Source organism: Streptomyces sp. NPDC030809 (genome assembly GCF_055572195.1).
Genome location: NZ_JBVIDV010000011.1, coordinates 155961 through 171500 on the forward strand (window position 1 = coordinate 155961; position 15540 = coordinate 171500).

The following is a 15540-nucleotide window of genomic DNA, read 5'->3' on the forward strand; positions in this document are numbered from 1 at the left end:
GCCCGAAGGCCGAGAGCCCGGACCCTCCCGGGCCGGCCGGGCATGCCCGGGACCAGGGATCCGGGACAGCCCACCCACCCCTCTAGGAGTCACGGATGCCCGAGCCCGGGCCTTCCCCCCTGCAGTCGAGCCTGCCCGCCGCCGCGGCGCACTTCGGGGCCCACGTCCTGGCCGGAGCCGCCGCCCTCGGTTCCGGCGCCGGGGCGGCCGCCGGCGGCCGCCCCGCGGTGCCCGCTGCGCCCGCACCCCCCGTCCTCCCGGCCGCCGCTGAGGTGGCCGCCCCGGCGGAGCCGTCCGTTCCGGCGGCTCGGAGGATCCCCACCGCCCCGACCGTCGCGTCCCTCCGCACGGCGCCGCCGGCGCCGGCCGCGGAGACCGCGCCGCCGGAGCCCGCCGACCCGAACGCCGCCCTGGAGCGGATCATCCGCGGCCCGAGCGGCCTGGGCACGGCCAGCCTGCACTTCGCCCCGCGCGAGATGCCGGCCGGGCCGCCTTCCGCAGCCCTGCCCGAGGCCCCGGACGCGGAGCCGCCGGCCCAGGGGCGGCCCATCCCCGGCCTCTACTACCACCCGCTGCCGGAGCCCGATCCGGTACGCGTGGCCGAGGTCAGCCGCCGGATCAAGACGTGGGCGGTGGAGGAGTGCGAGCTCTACCCGCCCGAGTGGGAGGACCAGTTCGACGGGTTCTCCGTGGCGCGCTACATGGTCGGCTGCCACCCGGACGCCCCCACCATCGAGCACCTCATGATCGCCACCCGGCTGATGGTCGCGGAGAACGTGGTCGACGACTGCTACTGCGAGGACCACGGAGGCTCGCCCGTCGGCCTCGGCGGCCGGCTGCTGATGGCGCACACCGCCCTCGACCCCGTCCACACCACGGGGGAGTACCAGCCGGGCTGGGCCGCCTCGCTCCACTCCGACGCCCCCCGCCGGGCCTACCGCTCCGCCATGGAGTACTTCCTCCAGGGAGCCACCCCCGCCCAGGCGGACCGGTTCCGGCACGACATGGCCCGGCTGCACCTGGGCTACCTCGCCGAAGCCGCCTGGGCCGAGACGAAGTACGTGCCCGAGGTGTGGGAGTACCTGGCGATGCGCCAGTTCAACAACTTCCGCCCCTGCCCCACCATCACCGACACCGTCGGCGGCTACGAACTCCCCGCCGACCTGCACGCCCAGCCCGCCATGCAGCGGGTGATCGCCCTCGCGGGCAACGCCACCACCATCTCCAACGACCTGTACTCGTACACCAAGGAACTCGCCAGCCCAGGGCTCCACTTGAACCTGCCGGTGGTGATCTCGGAGCGCGAGGGGGTCTCGCACCGCGAGGCCTACCTGAAGGCCGTCGAGGTCCACAACGAGCTCATGCACGAGTTCGAGGCCGAATCCGCCCGACTGGCCGCCGCCTGCCCCGATCCGCGCGTGCTGCGCTTCCTCAAGGGCGTGGCCGTGTGGGTGGACGGCAACCACCACTGGCACATGACCAACACGTACCGCTACAGCCTGCCCGACTTTTGGTAAGGACGGATTCATCTGTGACCAGCACTCTCGGCACCACCCCCTTCGTCCCCTCCCCGGCCACCCCCTACCAGGGTGACATCGCCCGCTACTGGGACGGCGAGGCCCGGCCGGTGAACCTGCGCCTCGGCGACGTGGACGGGCTGTACCACCACCACTACGGCATCGGTGCCGTGGACCACGCCGCCCTCGGCGACCCCGCGGACAGCGAGTACGAGAAGAAGCTGATCGCCGAGCTGCACCGGCTGGAGTCGGCACAGACCGAGGTGCTCCTCGACCACCTCGGCAGCATCGGCCGCGACGACATGCTCGTGGACGCCGGCTGCGGCCGCGGCGGCTCCATGGTCATGGCCCACCAGCGGTTCGGCTGCAAGGTCGAGGGCCTGACCCTCTCGGCGAAGCAGGCCGACTTCGGCAACCAGCGCGCCCGCGAACTCGGCCTTGAGGACTCCGTCCACGCCCGCGTGTGCAACATGCTGGACATGCCCTTCGAGACCGGGCAGGCCGCGGGCTCGTGGAACAACGAGTCGAGCATGTACGTCGACCTGCACGACCTGTTCGCCGAGCACGCGCGCGTCCTCGCGGTCGGCGGCCGTTACGTGACCATCACCGGCTGCTGGAACCCGCGCTACGGCCAGCCCTCGAAGTGGGTCTCCCAGATCAACGCCCACTTCGAGTGCAACATCCACTCCCGCCGCGAGTACCTGCGCGCCATGGCCGACAACCGGCTCGTCCCGCAGGCCGTCATCGACCTGACGCCCGACACCCTGCCCTACTGGGAGCTGCGCGCCACCTCCTCGCTGGTCACCGGCATCGAGGAGGCGTTCATCAACTCGTACAAGGACGGCTCCTTCCAGTACGTGCTGATCGCGGCCGACCGCGTCTGACCCGAAGTCCGCAGCTGCGGCACGCAGGGCGCACGCGCGCCGCCGGGGCCCCTCCACCGGGGTCCCGGCGGCGCGCTGTCGCCTGCCCGCAGGCCGTACCCCGGGTTCAGCCGAAGGCGGCCGTGCGGAAGGCCTCGCGGAGTCGGGCGGAGGCCGCGCGGTCGCGCGGCCCGCCGTCCCGGCCGGTGAGCAGGACCGCCCAGCGGGACTGGGCGGGGGAGATCCACAGGCCGGATCCGGCCGGGCCGTGGTGCACCCAGATGTCCTGCCGGCGGTGGGTGCCGGTGGCCGGGTGCCAGAACAGGCCGCGCGGCGGGGCGAGTTCACCGGTGCGGATACGGAGCGAGTCGCGCACCCAGGCGGCGCCGAACGGGCCGGGGTCCGGGGTGAGCAGGTGGCGCAGGAAGCGGGCGAGGTCTCCCGCCACCGAGCGGATGCCGGGGGCCGGACCGGTGTCCGCAGGCCCCGCGGACTCCGTCCCGGCAGGCCCCGCAGCGCCCGCAGTCCCCGCCGGGTCCGGCCGGTGGGCGCGGGTGCGGGTCATGCCGAGGGGCTGCCAGAGGCGTTCGGCCGCGAGCTGGGCGGGCGGCCGCCCGGACAGGTGCTCCACCAGCCGGCCGAGGACCCGCCCGGCCCGGTCGCTGTACTCGACGGCCTCGCTCGGCGGCCGGTGCAGGGCGGTGTGCAGCAGCGGCGCCGCGTCATCGGCCGCGGGATCGCGCAAGCCCGCGGTGTGCGTCAGGAGGTGATGGGACGTCACCCCGGCCAGCGGTCGCCCGCGGAGCTCGGCGAGGTAGGCGCCCAGGGGGGTGTGCAGCTGCAGTTCCCCGTCGCGGACGAGTGCGCCGACGGCCGGCCACACGTCGAGCACCTGGCCGAGGCCGGCGAGTTCGAACTCGGTGTCGGGCCCCGTTCCGGAGCCCGCGGCGCCCTCGGCGAGCGTGGCCGCGGCATCGCCGGCGGCCCAGACGGCGCCCGGGTGGATCCGGTCGCGGACGGCGGCCCGCAGGAGGGAGTCGAGCGGGTCGGCGATGAGCGTCATGGTCTCCCCGTTGCTGGTCCGTGCGCCCTGGCTGGGCGCCCTGGCTGGTCGGTCCCGCGGCCAGGCTAGCCCCCGCACCCCCGTCCTGCCGAGACCGCCACGGGACGGCGGTACCGAGGGGGGCCGGGGCACCGGAAGGGGCGCGTCCGCACGCCGCTACCATCGCTCGACGGCGATGTGTCTGGTGGGGTGGAGGGGTCGTACGTGCGTGTGGCCGAACTGCCGGGGCGGATCGGGCCCTACCGGCCGCTGCGCCGGATCGGGACCGGCGGAATGGGCGCCGTCTACTACGCCCAGCCCGAGGACGGGGAGCCCGTCGCGGTCAAGGTGCTGCACCCGGAGTACGCCGGGGACCCGGTCCACCGGCGGCGCTTCGCCCGCGAGGTCGCCCTGCTCACCAAGGTCACCGGACCGTACGTGCTCGGCCTGGTGGGCGCCGATGCGAGCGCCGACCGGCCCTGGCTGGCCATGCCGTACGTCCCCGGGGACACCCTGGCCGAGCACGTCCAGGCGCACGGGCCGCTCACCGGCCCCAACCTGCTGACCTTCGCCGCGGCCACCGCCCACGCCCTCGCGTGCATCCACCGCGCGGGGGTGGCCCACCGGGACCTCAAGCCCGCGAACGTCATCCTGGCCGCCGACGGCCCGCGGGTGCTGGACTTCGGCATCGCCCACCACCTCGGGGCGGCGGCGGTGACCGTGACCCGCGCGGTCACCGGGACCCCCGGCTGGATGGCCCCCGAACAGATGGAGAGCGGGGCCACCGGAACCGCCTCCGACCTGTTCGCCTGGGGGCTGCTCACCGCCTACGCGGCGACCGGGCGCCACCCCTTCGGGGCCCCGGCCGGGATCGAGTACCGCATCGTCACCGGCGTGCCCGCGCTGGACGGCGTACCGGCCGAGCTGGCCGGGCTGGTCCGGGCGGCGCTGGCCAAGGACCCGCAGGCCCGGCCCACCGCGGCGGCGCTCGCCGCCCGGGCGGCGGCCCGCCACGGCCCGGGCGGCACCGCCGTCTTCCCCACCCTCGCCGACACGCGCGCCGCGTCCGCCGCCCCGCCGCTCACCTCCGCCCTGTGGGCCGTACCGGCCTGGCAAGCGCACGGCGGGCGGGCGTCGGACACCGAGCCGGGGCCCGGTCGTCCGCAGGACCCGGACACCCGGGATGCGCACGGGGCAGCGGCGGCGGCCACGGACGGGGACCGCACGGCCGGGCAGCCGCAGGACGCGCGTCGGCTGGCGGCGCTCCTGGAGGAGATCCGGGCGGCCGGCAAGGAGGCGCACGAGGCCGCCGGGCGGCTGGCCGACGGCCTCACCGGACCGGCCGAGAGCTTCCTGCACGCCTCACGGCTCCGGGTGTTCGCCCTGACCCAGGAGCAGGAGGCCGGGCGGGCCCTGCACCACCTCCGGCGCGCCGACCACCCGCGGACCGTGGAGGCCCTGCACCGGATGCTCGCCCGCGACCCGGCAGCCGCCCGCGAGGCGCTGCGCCACTTCCGTTCCCCGGGCGGGCAGGAGGCGCTCCGCCGGGCCGGCTGCCGGGGCGGGGCCCTCGGGCTCGCCGAGCGGCTGATCGCCGTGGCGGGGGCAGGCTGGAGGACGCTCGCCGGGCACATCGCCCGCCACGACCCGGACTTCCCGCACCTGCCCGAGGCCACCCGGCGGGCGTGGGCCGCGGCCACGGCCGCCGGGCCCGCCACGGCCGCCGGGCCCGGGGGTGCCGGGCCCGGCGGCGGGCGGGAGGGCCGGGTCTCGCGGTGGTGGCGGGGCCGTTCCCGCTGAACGCGCCGCCCAGATGCTGACGCTCCGTCAGGCGGCTTCGGCGGGAAGGATGTTCTGGTTCAGCCGGAAGACGTTGTCCGGGTCGTACGCGCGCTTGAGGGCGCGCAGCCGGGCCAGCTTCTCCGGACCGTAGGCCTGGGTGATGCGGTCCCTGCCCTCGTCCATGAGGAAGTTGACGTACGTGCCCGCGTGGTACGGCGCCAGTGCGGACCACAGGCCGCGCACCCAGGCCCGCTCCTCCTCGAAGCCCGCCTCGTCCCTGCACGTGCCGTTGATGTTGAAGGTGTGTCCCGTGGCGCGGCCGCTGAACGCCGTCTCGTCCTCGCCGGTACGGGCCACCGCCCCGCCGCGCTGGAACACGGCCAGCAGCGACAGCGGCGAGCCGATGTGCGCCGCGTGCTCCACCGTGATGTCCACGACCTCGTCGGTCAGCCGGTCGATGTCGCAGGCGCGGAAGTGGTACCACCAGCCGTGCGGGAAGGCCGGGTCGAACATGGCCTGGAGCCCGGTGAACGGCCGCATCGTGCACAGGTCCAGCAGCGGGGTGCCGTGCCCGCGCAGCGGCTGCAGCACGCGTTCGCCCTGCCCGGGGTCCCCGGCCCAGCAGGTGCCGACCGAGATCACCGGGCGGCCGTGCAGTGCGGCGGGAATGGCCGGGAGCGGCGGGGCCTTGCGCAGGGTGAGGATGGTGGTGAGCTCGTCGGGCACCGACTCGATCCAGTCGCGGTAGAACCGCAGCACGTCCGCCGCGTCCTCCATCGGCCACAGCACCGGCCCCGCGAGCACCTGCGGCCCCAGCGGGTTGAGCCGGAACTCGAACTCGGTCACCACGCCGAAGTTCCCGCCGGCCCCGCGCAGCCCCCAGAACAGCTCCGGCTCCCGCTCCGCGTCCGCCGTCGTGAACCGGCCGTCCGCCGTGACCAGGTCCGCCGACACGAGCTGGTCCACGGTGAGCCCGTACCGGCGCATCAGCCAGCCGATGCCCCCGCCGAGGGTGAGCCCGGCCACCCCGGTGTGGGTCACGATCCCGGACGGCACGGCCAGCCCGAACTGCTGCGTCTCCCGGTCGAGTTCGCCGAGCAGCGCACCGGCCTGCACCCGGACCGTGCGGGCCTGCGGGTCCACCCGGATGCCCTTCATCGCCGACAGGTCGATGACCAGGCCGCCGTCGCACACCGAGTGCCCGGGGAAGCTGTGGCCGCCGCTGCGGACGGCCAGCGGCAGGCCGCTCTCCCGGCCCCGGAGCACCGCGGCCGTCACGTCCGCGACCCCCGTGCAGTAGGCGATGAGGGCGGGGGACCGGTCCACCGAGGCGTTCCAGATCCGCCGGTCCTCGTCGTGGCCCGGGTCGCCGGGGCCGGACAGGCGGCCCCGGAACTCCCCTTCGAGGGCGCGGCGCAGTGCCGCGTCCGGGCTTTGGTTCATGGTGCCTCCCGGTGTGCGCAGCCCCGAGCCGTGGGTCCGGAAACGCCCCGGCCGGAGGTCCCGGCGGGGCACCCGGGTCAGACGAAGTTGACCTTGCCGCGGCGTACCAGCGGGTCGTCCTGGAGCTGCCACAGCGGCACGGCGAAGTTGCCGAAGCGGAACCGCCCGCCGAAGTGCAGGCCCAGGACGCGGTGGGTCTCCAGGTCGAAGACGGGGGAGCCGCTGTTGCCGCCGAGAGTGGAGCAGTCGTGCTTCATCTTGGGGACGCCGTCGAAGAGTTCGGTGGCCGTGCCGGGCTGGAGGCGCTTCACGTTGAAGACGTCCATGAAGATCCGGCGCATGGCCTCGGGTTCGTTGCGGCGGCCGTCCGCGGCGGGGTAGCCGATCACGTACACGGGCCGCCCGGCGAGCTCGGCGGGGGGTTCGGCGGCGATCTGCAGGGGCGGGGGCAGCGGGGCCCCGTCGGCGGCCTTCGGCTCCACCCGGAGCAGGGCCATGTCCACGTCCGCGTGGATGCCGAGGATCTCGGTGACCTCGTACTCGGGCGCGGGCCCGGTGCCGGGGACCAGGCCGAGTTCCTCGGCGGTGTCGATGCGGGCCGACATGCCGTCGCGGAACACGGCTCCGCCGGCGTCGCCGCGGGCGAACTCGGCGGCCACGTGCCGGTTGGTCATCACCACGTCCGGGCCCACCAGGAAGGCGGTGCCCAGCCAGTCCAGGTCGAGGTGGCCGGTGACCTCCACGCGGCCGACCCGGGCTATGGACTCGCGGATGGCGGCGCGGTGCGTGTCCAGCACCGCCCAGTCGCTGCCCTGCTGGGAGGCGAAGTCGCTGCCCTGGACGAGGATGGCGGGGCGGCCTTCGAGGAGGACGATGGCCTCCATCCCGAAGAACTCGTCCTCGTCGATCTCGTCCTTGCGGTCGGCGGCCAGCTTCTCCAGTCCGACGATTCCGGCTTCCAGCACCCGGGCCCGCTCCTCCTGGGCGAAGCGTTCGATCTCCCGGGCGGAGGCCTCGGCCGGCGGCAGGTCCTCGACGCCTTCCGGGACTTCCGCCTTGAGGTTGTTCCTGACGCGTTCGGCGACTTCGCGCAGGTCCTTGAAGACCTTCTCCGGGTCGGTCGCCACGGGCGATCCGCTCCACATGTCACACCTCCGGCTGGTTTCCGTTCCCGAGCGCCGCCTGCGCGGTGGTGATCTCCTTGTACAACTCCGGGCTGTGCTCGGAGAGATGGCGCAGGATCATGCTCAGCTGAGTGCCGACGTTGACGAAGGCGGTGTCCTTCCCCTGGAACTGGACGCTGGTGATCAGCTCACTGCTGCGGTGCAGCGCGACCACGGTCCAGTCGTCGGTCATGACCGGTGACCCCGAGGAGCCCGGCTGGGTGTCGGTGAAGTAGCGGACGTCGCGGTCGGTCGCCTCGTGCACGAGGTTGTTGCGCAGGGCCACCCGCTTCGGGCGGCCGAGCGGATGCCCGATGATGTTGACCGCGGTCGTGGCCCGGTCCGTCAGCTTCAGCGGCTCGGTCGCCACGCGGAGGACCGGCCGGCCGTCCGGCTCGGCCAGGCGCAGGACCGCGTAGTCGAGGTCCTTGTCCGCGGCTTCGAGGGCGGTGCCGGCCACCCCTTCGGTCTGGACGTCCTCGTCCAGATAGTCGAACCGGGCGCGGGAGTTGGCCGCCTGGAGGGCCAGGTCGGCCGGGGCGGCATCGGGCACCGTGGAGCCGGTGCGCGAACGGGCGTTGACCACGTGGTGGTTGGTGACGAGCAGCCCCGGGGCGATGAGCCATCCGGTCCCGGAGTGCGGGCTGCCGTTGGCGGTCCCGGACTCGTACGGGAAGACCTTGAGCAGGGCGACCCCCTGCCCGGCCGCCACCCCGCCGTTGAGGAACCAGAACGGCACGCTGTCGTCGGTGTGGACGATCTTCTCCTTGGCCTCGCCGGCGGGCGCCGCGGGCGGCGGCATGTCGGGCTCGCCGCTGGCCGTGCGGACCACCTTGTCCAGGTACCTCTGGAAGACCGTCCGGGGACCCTGCTCCTGGGTCAGCTTGGACGCGTTGTCCAGCCAGATCTGGAGGGGCACCTTGCCGTCCACCAGGCGCTCGACCCTGTTCAGCCGGTCGAGGTCCGACTGGAGCTGGAGGATGGGCTGGCTCAGGCGCTCCAGGCCCGCGGCGAACTCGATCAGGATGCCGCGCAGCAGCAGCTTGCGGTACTCCGGATCCGTGTACCCGGCTTGCAGGGCCGCCTGCCTGACCTCGTCGAGTTCCTCTGGTGCCAGATAGCCGTCGAACATGCGCGCTCAGGCCGCTACGGGCCGGTCCCTTCGGCTGGTGCGGGGGGCGGAGCCGCCGCCGCAGCGGCGGCCGCCGGGTGGGGTGGGATGCCGGAGCCCATCGCGGCCGCCACTCCGGAGACCAGCGTGCCGCTGGCGTCGTTGACGACCAGCAGCTGGCGGGCCAGCCCGTCGAGGGTGCCGAGCCGCCGGGCTTCCCGCAGGTACGAGGCGATGGCGGTGCCGGCGCCGGCGGCCGAGGCGGGCCGGCGCGGGGCGGGGGAGCCGGCCGGCGGGTCCGCGGGCCGGGGCGCCGAGACGGCGGTGCCGCCGGCGGGTGCTTCGAGCCGCAGGCCGGTCCCGGCCGCCGGGGCCGCAGGGGCGGCCGGGGCCGCCGGGGCGGCCGGAGGCAGCGGACTCGGCACGGCCGACTGGATGATGGCCAGGAGGGACTGCACGAGCGAGGGCTGCTGCCGGACGGCCTGTTCGATCGCCCCGGCCAGGGCGGCCAGCGCCTGGTCGTCCCCGGCGGGCAGGCCCACCGCGTCGATCGTGCGGGCCAGGGCCTGGGGGTCCTGGCGCGAGACCTCCGCGGCGGCCGCCCGTACGAGTGCGGGCTGCCGGCCCATCGCATCGGCGGGCAGGCTCCGCAGCCGCTCGGCCAGCCTGCTGTCCACCTCGGAGTCGGCCTCGCGGGAGGCCGCGGCCAGCCGGGACCGCTCCAGGTTCGCGGCCAGCGCGTCGAAGTCCCGGCCCAGGCTGCCCGCGATGTCCTCGGCCGCGGCGAGGTCGCGGTCCGCGTCCACCAGGTCCCCGTCCTCCTCGGCCAGCCGCGCCGACTGGAGCAGCAGCTCCAGCTGCACGTCGGGGAACCCGGCCTCCGCGGCCCGGTCGATCGCGGCGTCCGCCTCGGCCCGGGCCTCCCGGCGGCGGCCCAGCCGGGCCAGGGTGTCCACCAGCAGCGGGTGCAGCTCGCTGCCCGGGGTCCACGGCCGCCGCTCGGCCAGCCGGGCCGCCGCCTCGGTCGTGAAACCCTGCGCCAGCAGGCCTTCCACCTCCTGTGCGGCGAGCCGCTCCCAGTCCTCCTGGTCGGCCTCCTCCATGACGGGGACGGAGACGTGCCCGCCGAGCCGCCCGGTGAGGAAGGCGGCGGCCCGGGCGGAGAGGTCCTGGTCGGCGCCCGAGAGGAACCGCTCGACTCCCGGCAGCCAGCGCTGCTCCACGGCCCGGGGGCTCTGCTTCAGGCGCAGCCGGTGGTAGATCTCCTCGGCCCGCGCCTCCAGGCCCTCGCGGGCCGCGAAGTACTGCACGGCACGCTCCCCGACCTCGCGCATCTCGGCTGTGCGCCCCTTGTCCGCGAGGCCCAGCATGATGGACCGCAGGTCGGACCGGTGCCGGATCGCCTCCGCTCCGGCGGGCTCCATCAGCTGCTGCCGGGCCAGCAGGCCGAACAGCTCGCGTGCCTCGCCGTCGGTGTCCACGCTCAGACCGGCCGGTTCGGCGAGCACGTCCTTGATCAGGGCGGGGGTGATGGTCCGCAGGGCCAGTCCGGTACGGGCGAGCGCGCGCGCCCGCCCGTCGGGGATGTGGTGCAGGATCCGGTCGTACAGGAAGCCCTGGACGAGGAGCTGGTCCACCTTGCGGTTGACGTCCCGTTCCCTCGGGGGCAGCCCGCCGACCAGCCGGCCGACGGCCGTGCCGCTTCCGGCGACCGTGCGGACCGCCTCCGCCGCCAGCTTCAGGCTCAGCGGGTGCCCGCCGATCCGTTCGGCCAGCTTCTGCGCCGTCTTGGCGTCGTCCACTCCGTTGGACATCAGCAGGGCGACGGCGGACTGCGGGTCGAGGTCGCCGAGTGCGAGGGTCAGCGGCTCGACCCGCTGTCCGGGGTGGCCGACCGGAGCGCGGCCCGAGACGATCGCCCGCAGCCGCGGGTGCGCCTTCTGCAGCGCGGCCCAGAAGGACCACATGCGGCCGATCACCGGGGAGCCGCGGTACTGGGCCTCCTCGAAGGAGTCCAGGGCGATGACCAGCGGGGGGCCGGGGAGGTCCGCCGGGATGCCGATCGCGCGGGTGAGCAGCAGCCCGGCCCGGGTGGCGAGCTCCTGCTCGCGCTCGATCGCCTGCGTGTGCAGGCCGGAGGAGGACAGCCGGCCGGCGGTGCCGCGCGTGGTGGCCAGCCGGTAGAGGTCCTCGACCTCGCTCTGCTCCGCCCGCTGGGCGGCCGCCGTCGCCTCGCACTCCTGGGCCAGTGCGTCGAACTCGGCGCGGAGCGAGGGGAACTGCATCCCGAACTGGCGGGAGATCTCGGCGATCATGGTGGCCGGTTCGTGGAGCGAGAGGGTGGGCCGCTCGAAGTCGACGTAGGCGAACGGGAATCCGGGCCGGTAGTCGCGCAGGCTCCGGACGAGGAACTCGGCGAGCAGGGTGCTCTTGCCGATCCCGCCGATGCCGTGGACGAGCAGCGGGGGCGCGGGGGTGGCGACGGCGGCCCGCACGAAGTCCCTGCGGTGCACCGGGCCCTCCGGTCCGGATTCCGCGGGCAGCCCGGCGTACCGCCGCAGTTCGTCGAGTTCGGCGGTACGGCCCTGGAAGGGGCTGCGGAGCAGGCGCTCCAGCGGCTCCAACAGACGGGCGCGTTCACGGAGTTGCTGGATGTAGTCGGGGTTGGGGAGCAGTCCTGCGGCGCCGGGGACGAGGGCGAGCCAGAACACCGCCTGCTGGGCGTCGGCGAGTTCCGCCCGGCTCAGCTCCTCCAGCTTGGGCTGCTGCCCCGAGAGGAAGGCGAGGGCGAAGGGCTCCGGGCCTGGCTCCTCGGGCATCCAGGCCAGCTGGGTTTCGAGGGCGAGCCGGGCGGCCTCCGGGCCCGCCAGCCCGCGCAGCGTCTGCTCGCGCACCTCGGGCTTGAGCGTCCACGAGGTCTGCTGGCGCCCCGAGAACGGGGTGGTGCAGTCGTCCACGAGCAGCTCGGCGGCCTGCCCGCTGGAGCGGCGCTCGCCGGGCACACGGAGGTAGGTGGGGTCGAAGTGGTCGAGCAGGCAGGCGGCCTCCCGGTAGCTGCGGCGGAGTTCGGAGACGGGGGCGAGGGTGGTGGCGGGACGGGGACGGAATTCCGCTGCCGTGCCGGGCCGCAGCTCGTCCCCCGAGGCCTCGTCGCCCGAGCCGTCGCCGGCGCCGGAGGCGACGGCCGTGCGGGAACCAGGGCCGGCTCCGGAGCCTGATCCGGACCCGGAGGCCGCGGCCGGGGCGGGGACCGCCCCGGGGCCGGGTCCGAGGCCCGGGCCGCCACCGGGGCCGGATACCGGGGCCGGGCCGGGCCCCGGCCCCGATCCGGGTGCTGGTCCCGGGCAGGGTCCCTCGGGGTCGTGGCCGAGAGCCTCGCAGAGGCGCTCCTCGAAGTCCTCGCCGGGGGCGAGGGACCGGTAGACCTCCATGGCGGTCGCCGTCGCTCCGCCGAGCCTGCGCATGTAGCGGTCCGTCCCCGGGGCGCCGGCGGCGCGCAGGACCACGGCGCTGGTCAGCTGCGCCAGCTTGTCCCCCTGTTCCGGGTCCGGAGGGGAGGGATTCTGCGGGTCGGCGCCGAGCGGGCCCGGAGTCCTCGCGAAGAACTGGCCGAAGAACGTCCGCAGGTCCTCCTCGCCGGCCGGGCGGGCGATGTCACGGCATTCGTGGCCCTTCAGCTCGTCCGGCAGCTGACGCATCGTCGGCGAATGGCCGAGGAGGACCAGCCGGGGCACGGCGCTCTTGTTCCGCGTCGCACCCGCCTGCTCGAAGATGGACACCGCGAGCATGCCGATGCAGTCCCAGACGTCCGAGGAGGCGTCGAGCTTGTCGCAGTCGTCGAGGATGATCCAGAACGTCTCCTTCGCCTCGGTGGCCCGGCTGACGATGTCGTCCACCTGCTGCCGGAGCGTGGGCAGTACGTCGTTCAACTGTGTCGGGTTCAACGACGTCTTGTTCGGGATGAAGGTGTTCAGCCGGCGGATCACGGACGCTGCCGTGGAGGTTCTCTCCAGCACCACGCGGAGGGTGAGGAACCTCTTCTGCTCGCTGATGTGGCGGATCAGGTGGTAGGTGTACGAACGCCCACTGGCCGGCTCGCCCTCCACGGCGAGCACCGCCTTCTCGGGGTCCGCCACGAACTCCTTCAGCCGCTGCCGGAGGTCCGTGCGGTCGAGGAAGACCCCGCTGGTCAGGACGGTGCTGAGGAACCGGTCCTCGGTGGAGCGGTACACGTCGTCGTCTTGGGCGAGTCGGCGTTGGAACGTTTCCAGGCGGTTTTTGTGCTCATAGATGTCCCGCAGCATCGGCGCGTGGAAGAGGTTGGCGATCAGCGTCCGCTCACCCTCGATGCTTTCGCGGGAGGCGCTCACGACCTCCCTGGCGTTGTGGTCCGCCGACCCGGTCAGGTCCAGGCGCCCGATGAAGTCGGGGGGAAATCCGAGCAGCCGGAGGGCCGTCGCAGGAAGATTGGCCTCAAAGAAGACGTACTCCCGCAGCCAATTGACGACGACGTCCCATTCCTGCTCTTCGAGAGCCATGCCCCACCTACCTACGCCGTAGAGCGGAACGTTGCGGGGGAGTGACTGATACCCGTCATGGTTTCACCCGGTCGGATGCGGTGCAAGATGGCCGAAAACGGCACGAACCGGTGTGCGCACCGGGTCCGTGGAGAGGTACTCGCGAATGCCGTGGTGGTTGCCGCTGCTGTTCGTCACCAGGTGGTCGGTGACGAGGTCCGCCGGGGCGTACTCGGGGCGCAGGGTGTGGTCGAGTGCCACGAGGTCGCGCAGGTCGGAGGCGTTGTGCCAGGCCTTCACCCCGGCCGGGACCGCGGGCGGCTCCAGCAGCAGGTCCCGGACCTCGGTGATCCCCAGCGGGGACCCCACCGTGATCAGGAGCTCGACCGGCCGCTCCAGCTCGCGCAGCACCTCGTACGCGACGATCGTGCCGAGGCTGTGGCCGACGACGACGAGCGGGCCGCCGCCGTCCACCCCCGCCAGCTCCGCCCGCACGACCTCGCGGATCGCGTCGCCCGCACCGCCGAAGAAGTACGCGTGCACGTCCTTGAAGGTGTGCTGGACCAGCAGCCGGAACACCTCCCGGCGGGCGAACGCGGGCAGCGGAAGGGCCTCGGCGAGGGCCTCCGGACCCGGCCCGGGCGGCCCGCCCGGGCCGGGCACCCCCGCCATGGCCTCGCCCAGGTACGTCATGTCCCGCAGCCAGCCGACCAGCTGTTCCTCCCCCTCCGGGGGCGGCCCGGGCGGGGTCGCGGGCGTGCTCTCGGCCGTGCTCTCGGCACGGGCCTCGGCCACCGTGCGGGCGACGAACTCCTCGGGCGGGCCGCCCATCGGCGCGGACGGTCCCGGCAGCTCCTCCTCCGGCGGGGGCCCGCCGTCGAGCGGGTCCGCGGCGGGGTCCGGCAGCGGGTGCTCGTAGCGGACGGGGGCCCAGTACGCCATCCGGGAGGCCGGGCCCATGTCCGTGCCGAACAGGGCCCGGTCCCATTGCGACTTCAACAATTCCTTGCGGACCTTGTTGCCGTTGCCGTGGACGTAGACGATGCGCGGCTCGCTCACGGCTACCGCCCCATGACGATGTCGTCGTGCGACTCCAGGCGCTTCCAGCGCTGCTCGGGTGCCTTCATCACCGGCATCAGGTCGGCGGCGGGCAGCGGGCCGAAGTCCAGGCCGGTGAGTTCGACGATGTCCACGACCGGTACCTGGTACGTGCGGAAAGCGCCCAGCGGGGGCGGGTCGCCCGGCTTGGCGCCGGCCATGGCGCGCTCGAAGTCGCGGCTGAGGTCGGGGCTCTGGTCCAGCAGGTAGCCGGTGGAGGCCAGCTTGCCGTTCTGGATGAAGGCGGCCACCTTCCAGAAGCGCAGCGGCACCTGGATCCCGCGGTATGGCGGGTCCGCGTCCTGCAGCACCGGGCCGGTCATCACCGTCAGCTTGCGGTCGAACTGCGCGGCGTGGTCGAGGAGGTAGTTCTCCAGGCCCTGCCACAGCTCCTTGCCCTGGTTGAACACGTCCGCCTGCGGGGCCGCGTTCGTGTAGTGGAAGGTGTCCGAGTTGGCCTCGTGCGCCTCGGCCGCGGCGCCCCAGACCGGGTCCAGGCGGCGGACCAGGTGGCCGCGGTCGAGCGTGTTGTTGCGGTAGATGTCGTTGCCGGTCTGCTGGGACTCGGGGATCCGGGGGTCGAAGTTCCACTTGTCGTCGCGCGGTACGTCTTCGAGGATCTGCTGCCCGTCGATGCAGACGGCGGTGGAGGCCGCCAGCCGCCGGTCCGGCCGCAGCACCACCGTGAAGTGCGTGTACGGGAGGACCACGGTCTGGACGGAGGCGTCCACGGGCAGCGGCAGGGGGATCTGCGGGCCGAGGAAGGCCGGGTCGTAGCCGGTGCGGCCCGCCAGCTGGTTCTGGCGGCCCTCGTCGGTCGAGGCGGAGGCGGCCAGGGAGGTGGTGGAGCCGGAGGCGGAGCTACCGGCATCTGAAGTGTTCATAGGATTGCAGTACCGCGTATCTCTGATCACTTACTGTGCCGGGCCGCAAGCCACTCGATCAGCCGCCCTCCACGTGCGGAAGGCCGCGGGGCCCGATCGGGCGGCCCTTCCGGGGAGGCG

10 protein-coding genes are annotated in these 15540 nt (G+C 74.1%); 3 read left to right on the top strand and 7 right to left on the bottom strand.

Annotated elements, in window-relative coordinates; all coding sequences use genetic code 11:
* Positions 1-95 precede the first annotated feature (95 nt).
* Together ACZ407_RS17025 and ACZ407_RS17030 are read left to right on the top strand one after the other, a co-directional pair.
* On the top strand, positions 96-1517 hold the full coding sequence (locus ACZ407_RS17025) for a family 2 encapsulin nanocompartment cargo protein terpene cyclase (RefSeq protein WP_468128872.1): 1422 nt from the start codon (positions 96-98) through the stop codon (positions 1515-1517).
* 14 nt (positions 1518-1531) lie between these two features.
* Positions 1532-2401 (top strand): geranyl diphosphate 2-C-methyltransferase, encoded by an 870-nt coding sequence (locus ACZ407_RS17030; RefSeq protein ID WP_468128873.1) that lies wholly within the window; start codon positions 1532-1534, stop codon positions 2399-2401.
* Between the two features lie 106 nt (positions 2402-2507).
* On the opposite strand, the gene ACZ407_RS17035 is transcribed toward ACZ407_RS17030, so the two are convergent.
* Positions 2508-3443, bottom strand: coding sequence for a serine hydrolase domain-containing protein (locus tag ACZ407_RS17035; protein ID WP_468128874.1), 936 nt, complete (start codon positions 3441-3443; stop codon positions 2508-2510).
* Between the two features lie 204 nt (positions 3444-3647).
* Between ACZ407_RS17035 and ACZ407_RS17040 the strand changes: the two genes are divergently transcribed.
* Positions 3648-5222: a serine/threonine-protein kinase gene (locus ACZ407_RS17040; protein WP_468128875.1), complete on the top strand. Its 1575-nt coding sequence runs from the start codon at positions 3648-3650 to the stop codon at positions 5220-5222.
* Between the two features lie 27 nt (positions 5223-5249).
* On the opposite strand, the gene ACZ407_RS17045 is transcribed toward ACZ407_RS17040, so the two are convergent.
* From ACZ407_RS17045 to ACZ407_RS17070, 6 genes are all read right to left on the bottom strand, one after another.
* Positions 5250-6647, bottom strand: coding sequence for an FAD-binding oxidoreductase (locus ACZ407_RS17045; RefSeq protein ID WP_468128876.1), 1398 nt, complete (start codon positions 6645-6647; stop codon positions 5250-5252).
* A 77-nt stretch (positions 6648-6724) separates the two neighbouring features.
* Entirely contained in the window at positions 6725-7792 is a 1068-nt protein-coding gene (locus ACZ407_RS17050) for a trypsin-like serine peptidase (RefSeq protein WP_468128877.1), read from the bottom strand.
* A 1-nt stretch (position 7793) separates the two neighbouring features.
* Positions 7794-8942 carry a trypsin-like peptidase domain-containing protein gene (locus ACZ407_RS17055; protein WP_468128878.1) on the bottom strand — a complete coding sequence of 383 codons (1149 nt, stop codon included), beginning with the start codon at positions 8940-8942 and terminating at the stop codon, positions 7794-7796.
* A 14-nt stretch (positions 8943-8956) separates the two neighbouring features.
* A complete protein-coding gene (locus ACZ407_RS17060) occupies positions 8957-13459 on the bottom strand; it encodes a hypothetical protein (protein WP_468128879.1) in 4503 nt (1500 codons plus the stop codon).
* A gap of 63 nt (positions 13460-13522) precedes the next feature.
* Positions 13523-14497, bottom strand: coding sequence for a hypothetical protein (locus tag ACZ407_RS17065; RefSeq protein WP_468128880.1), 975 nt, complete (start codon positions 14495-14497; stop codon positions 13523-13525).
* Positions 14498-14499: 2 nt separating this feature from the next.
* Positions 14500-15420 carry a DNA/RNA non-specific endonuclease gene (locus tag ACZ407_RS17070; protein WP_468128881.1) on the bottom strand — a complete coding sequence of 307 codons (921 nt, stop codon included), beginning with the start codon at positions 15418-15420 and terminating at the stop codon, positions 14500-14502.
* Positions 15421-15540 lie beyond the last annotated feature (120 nt).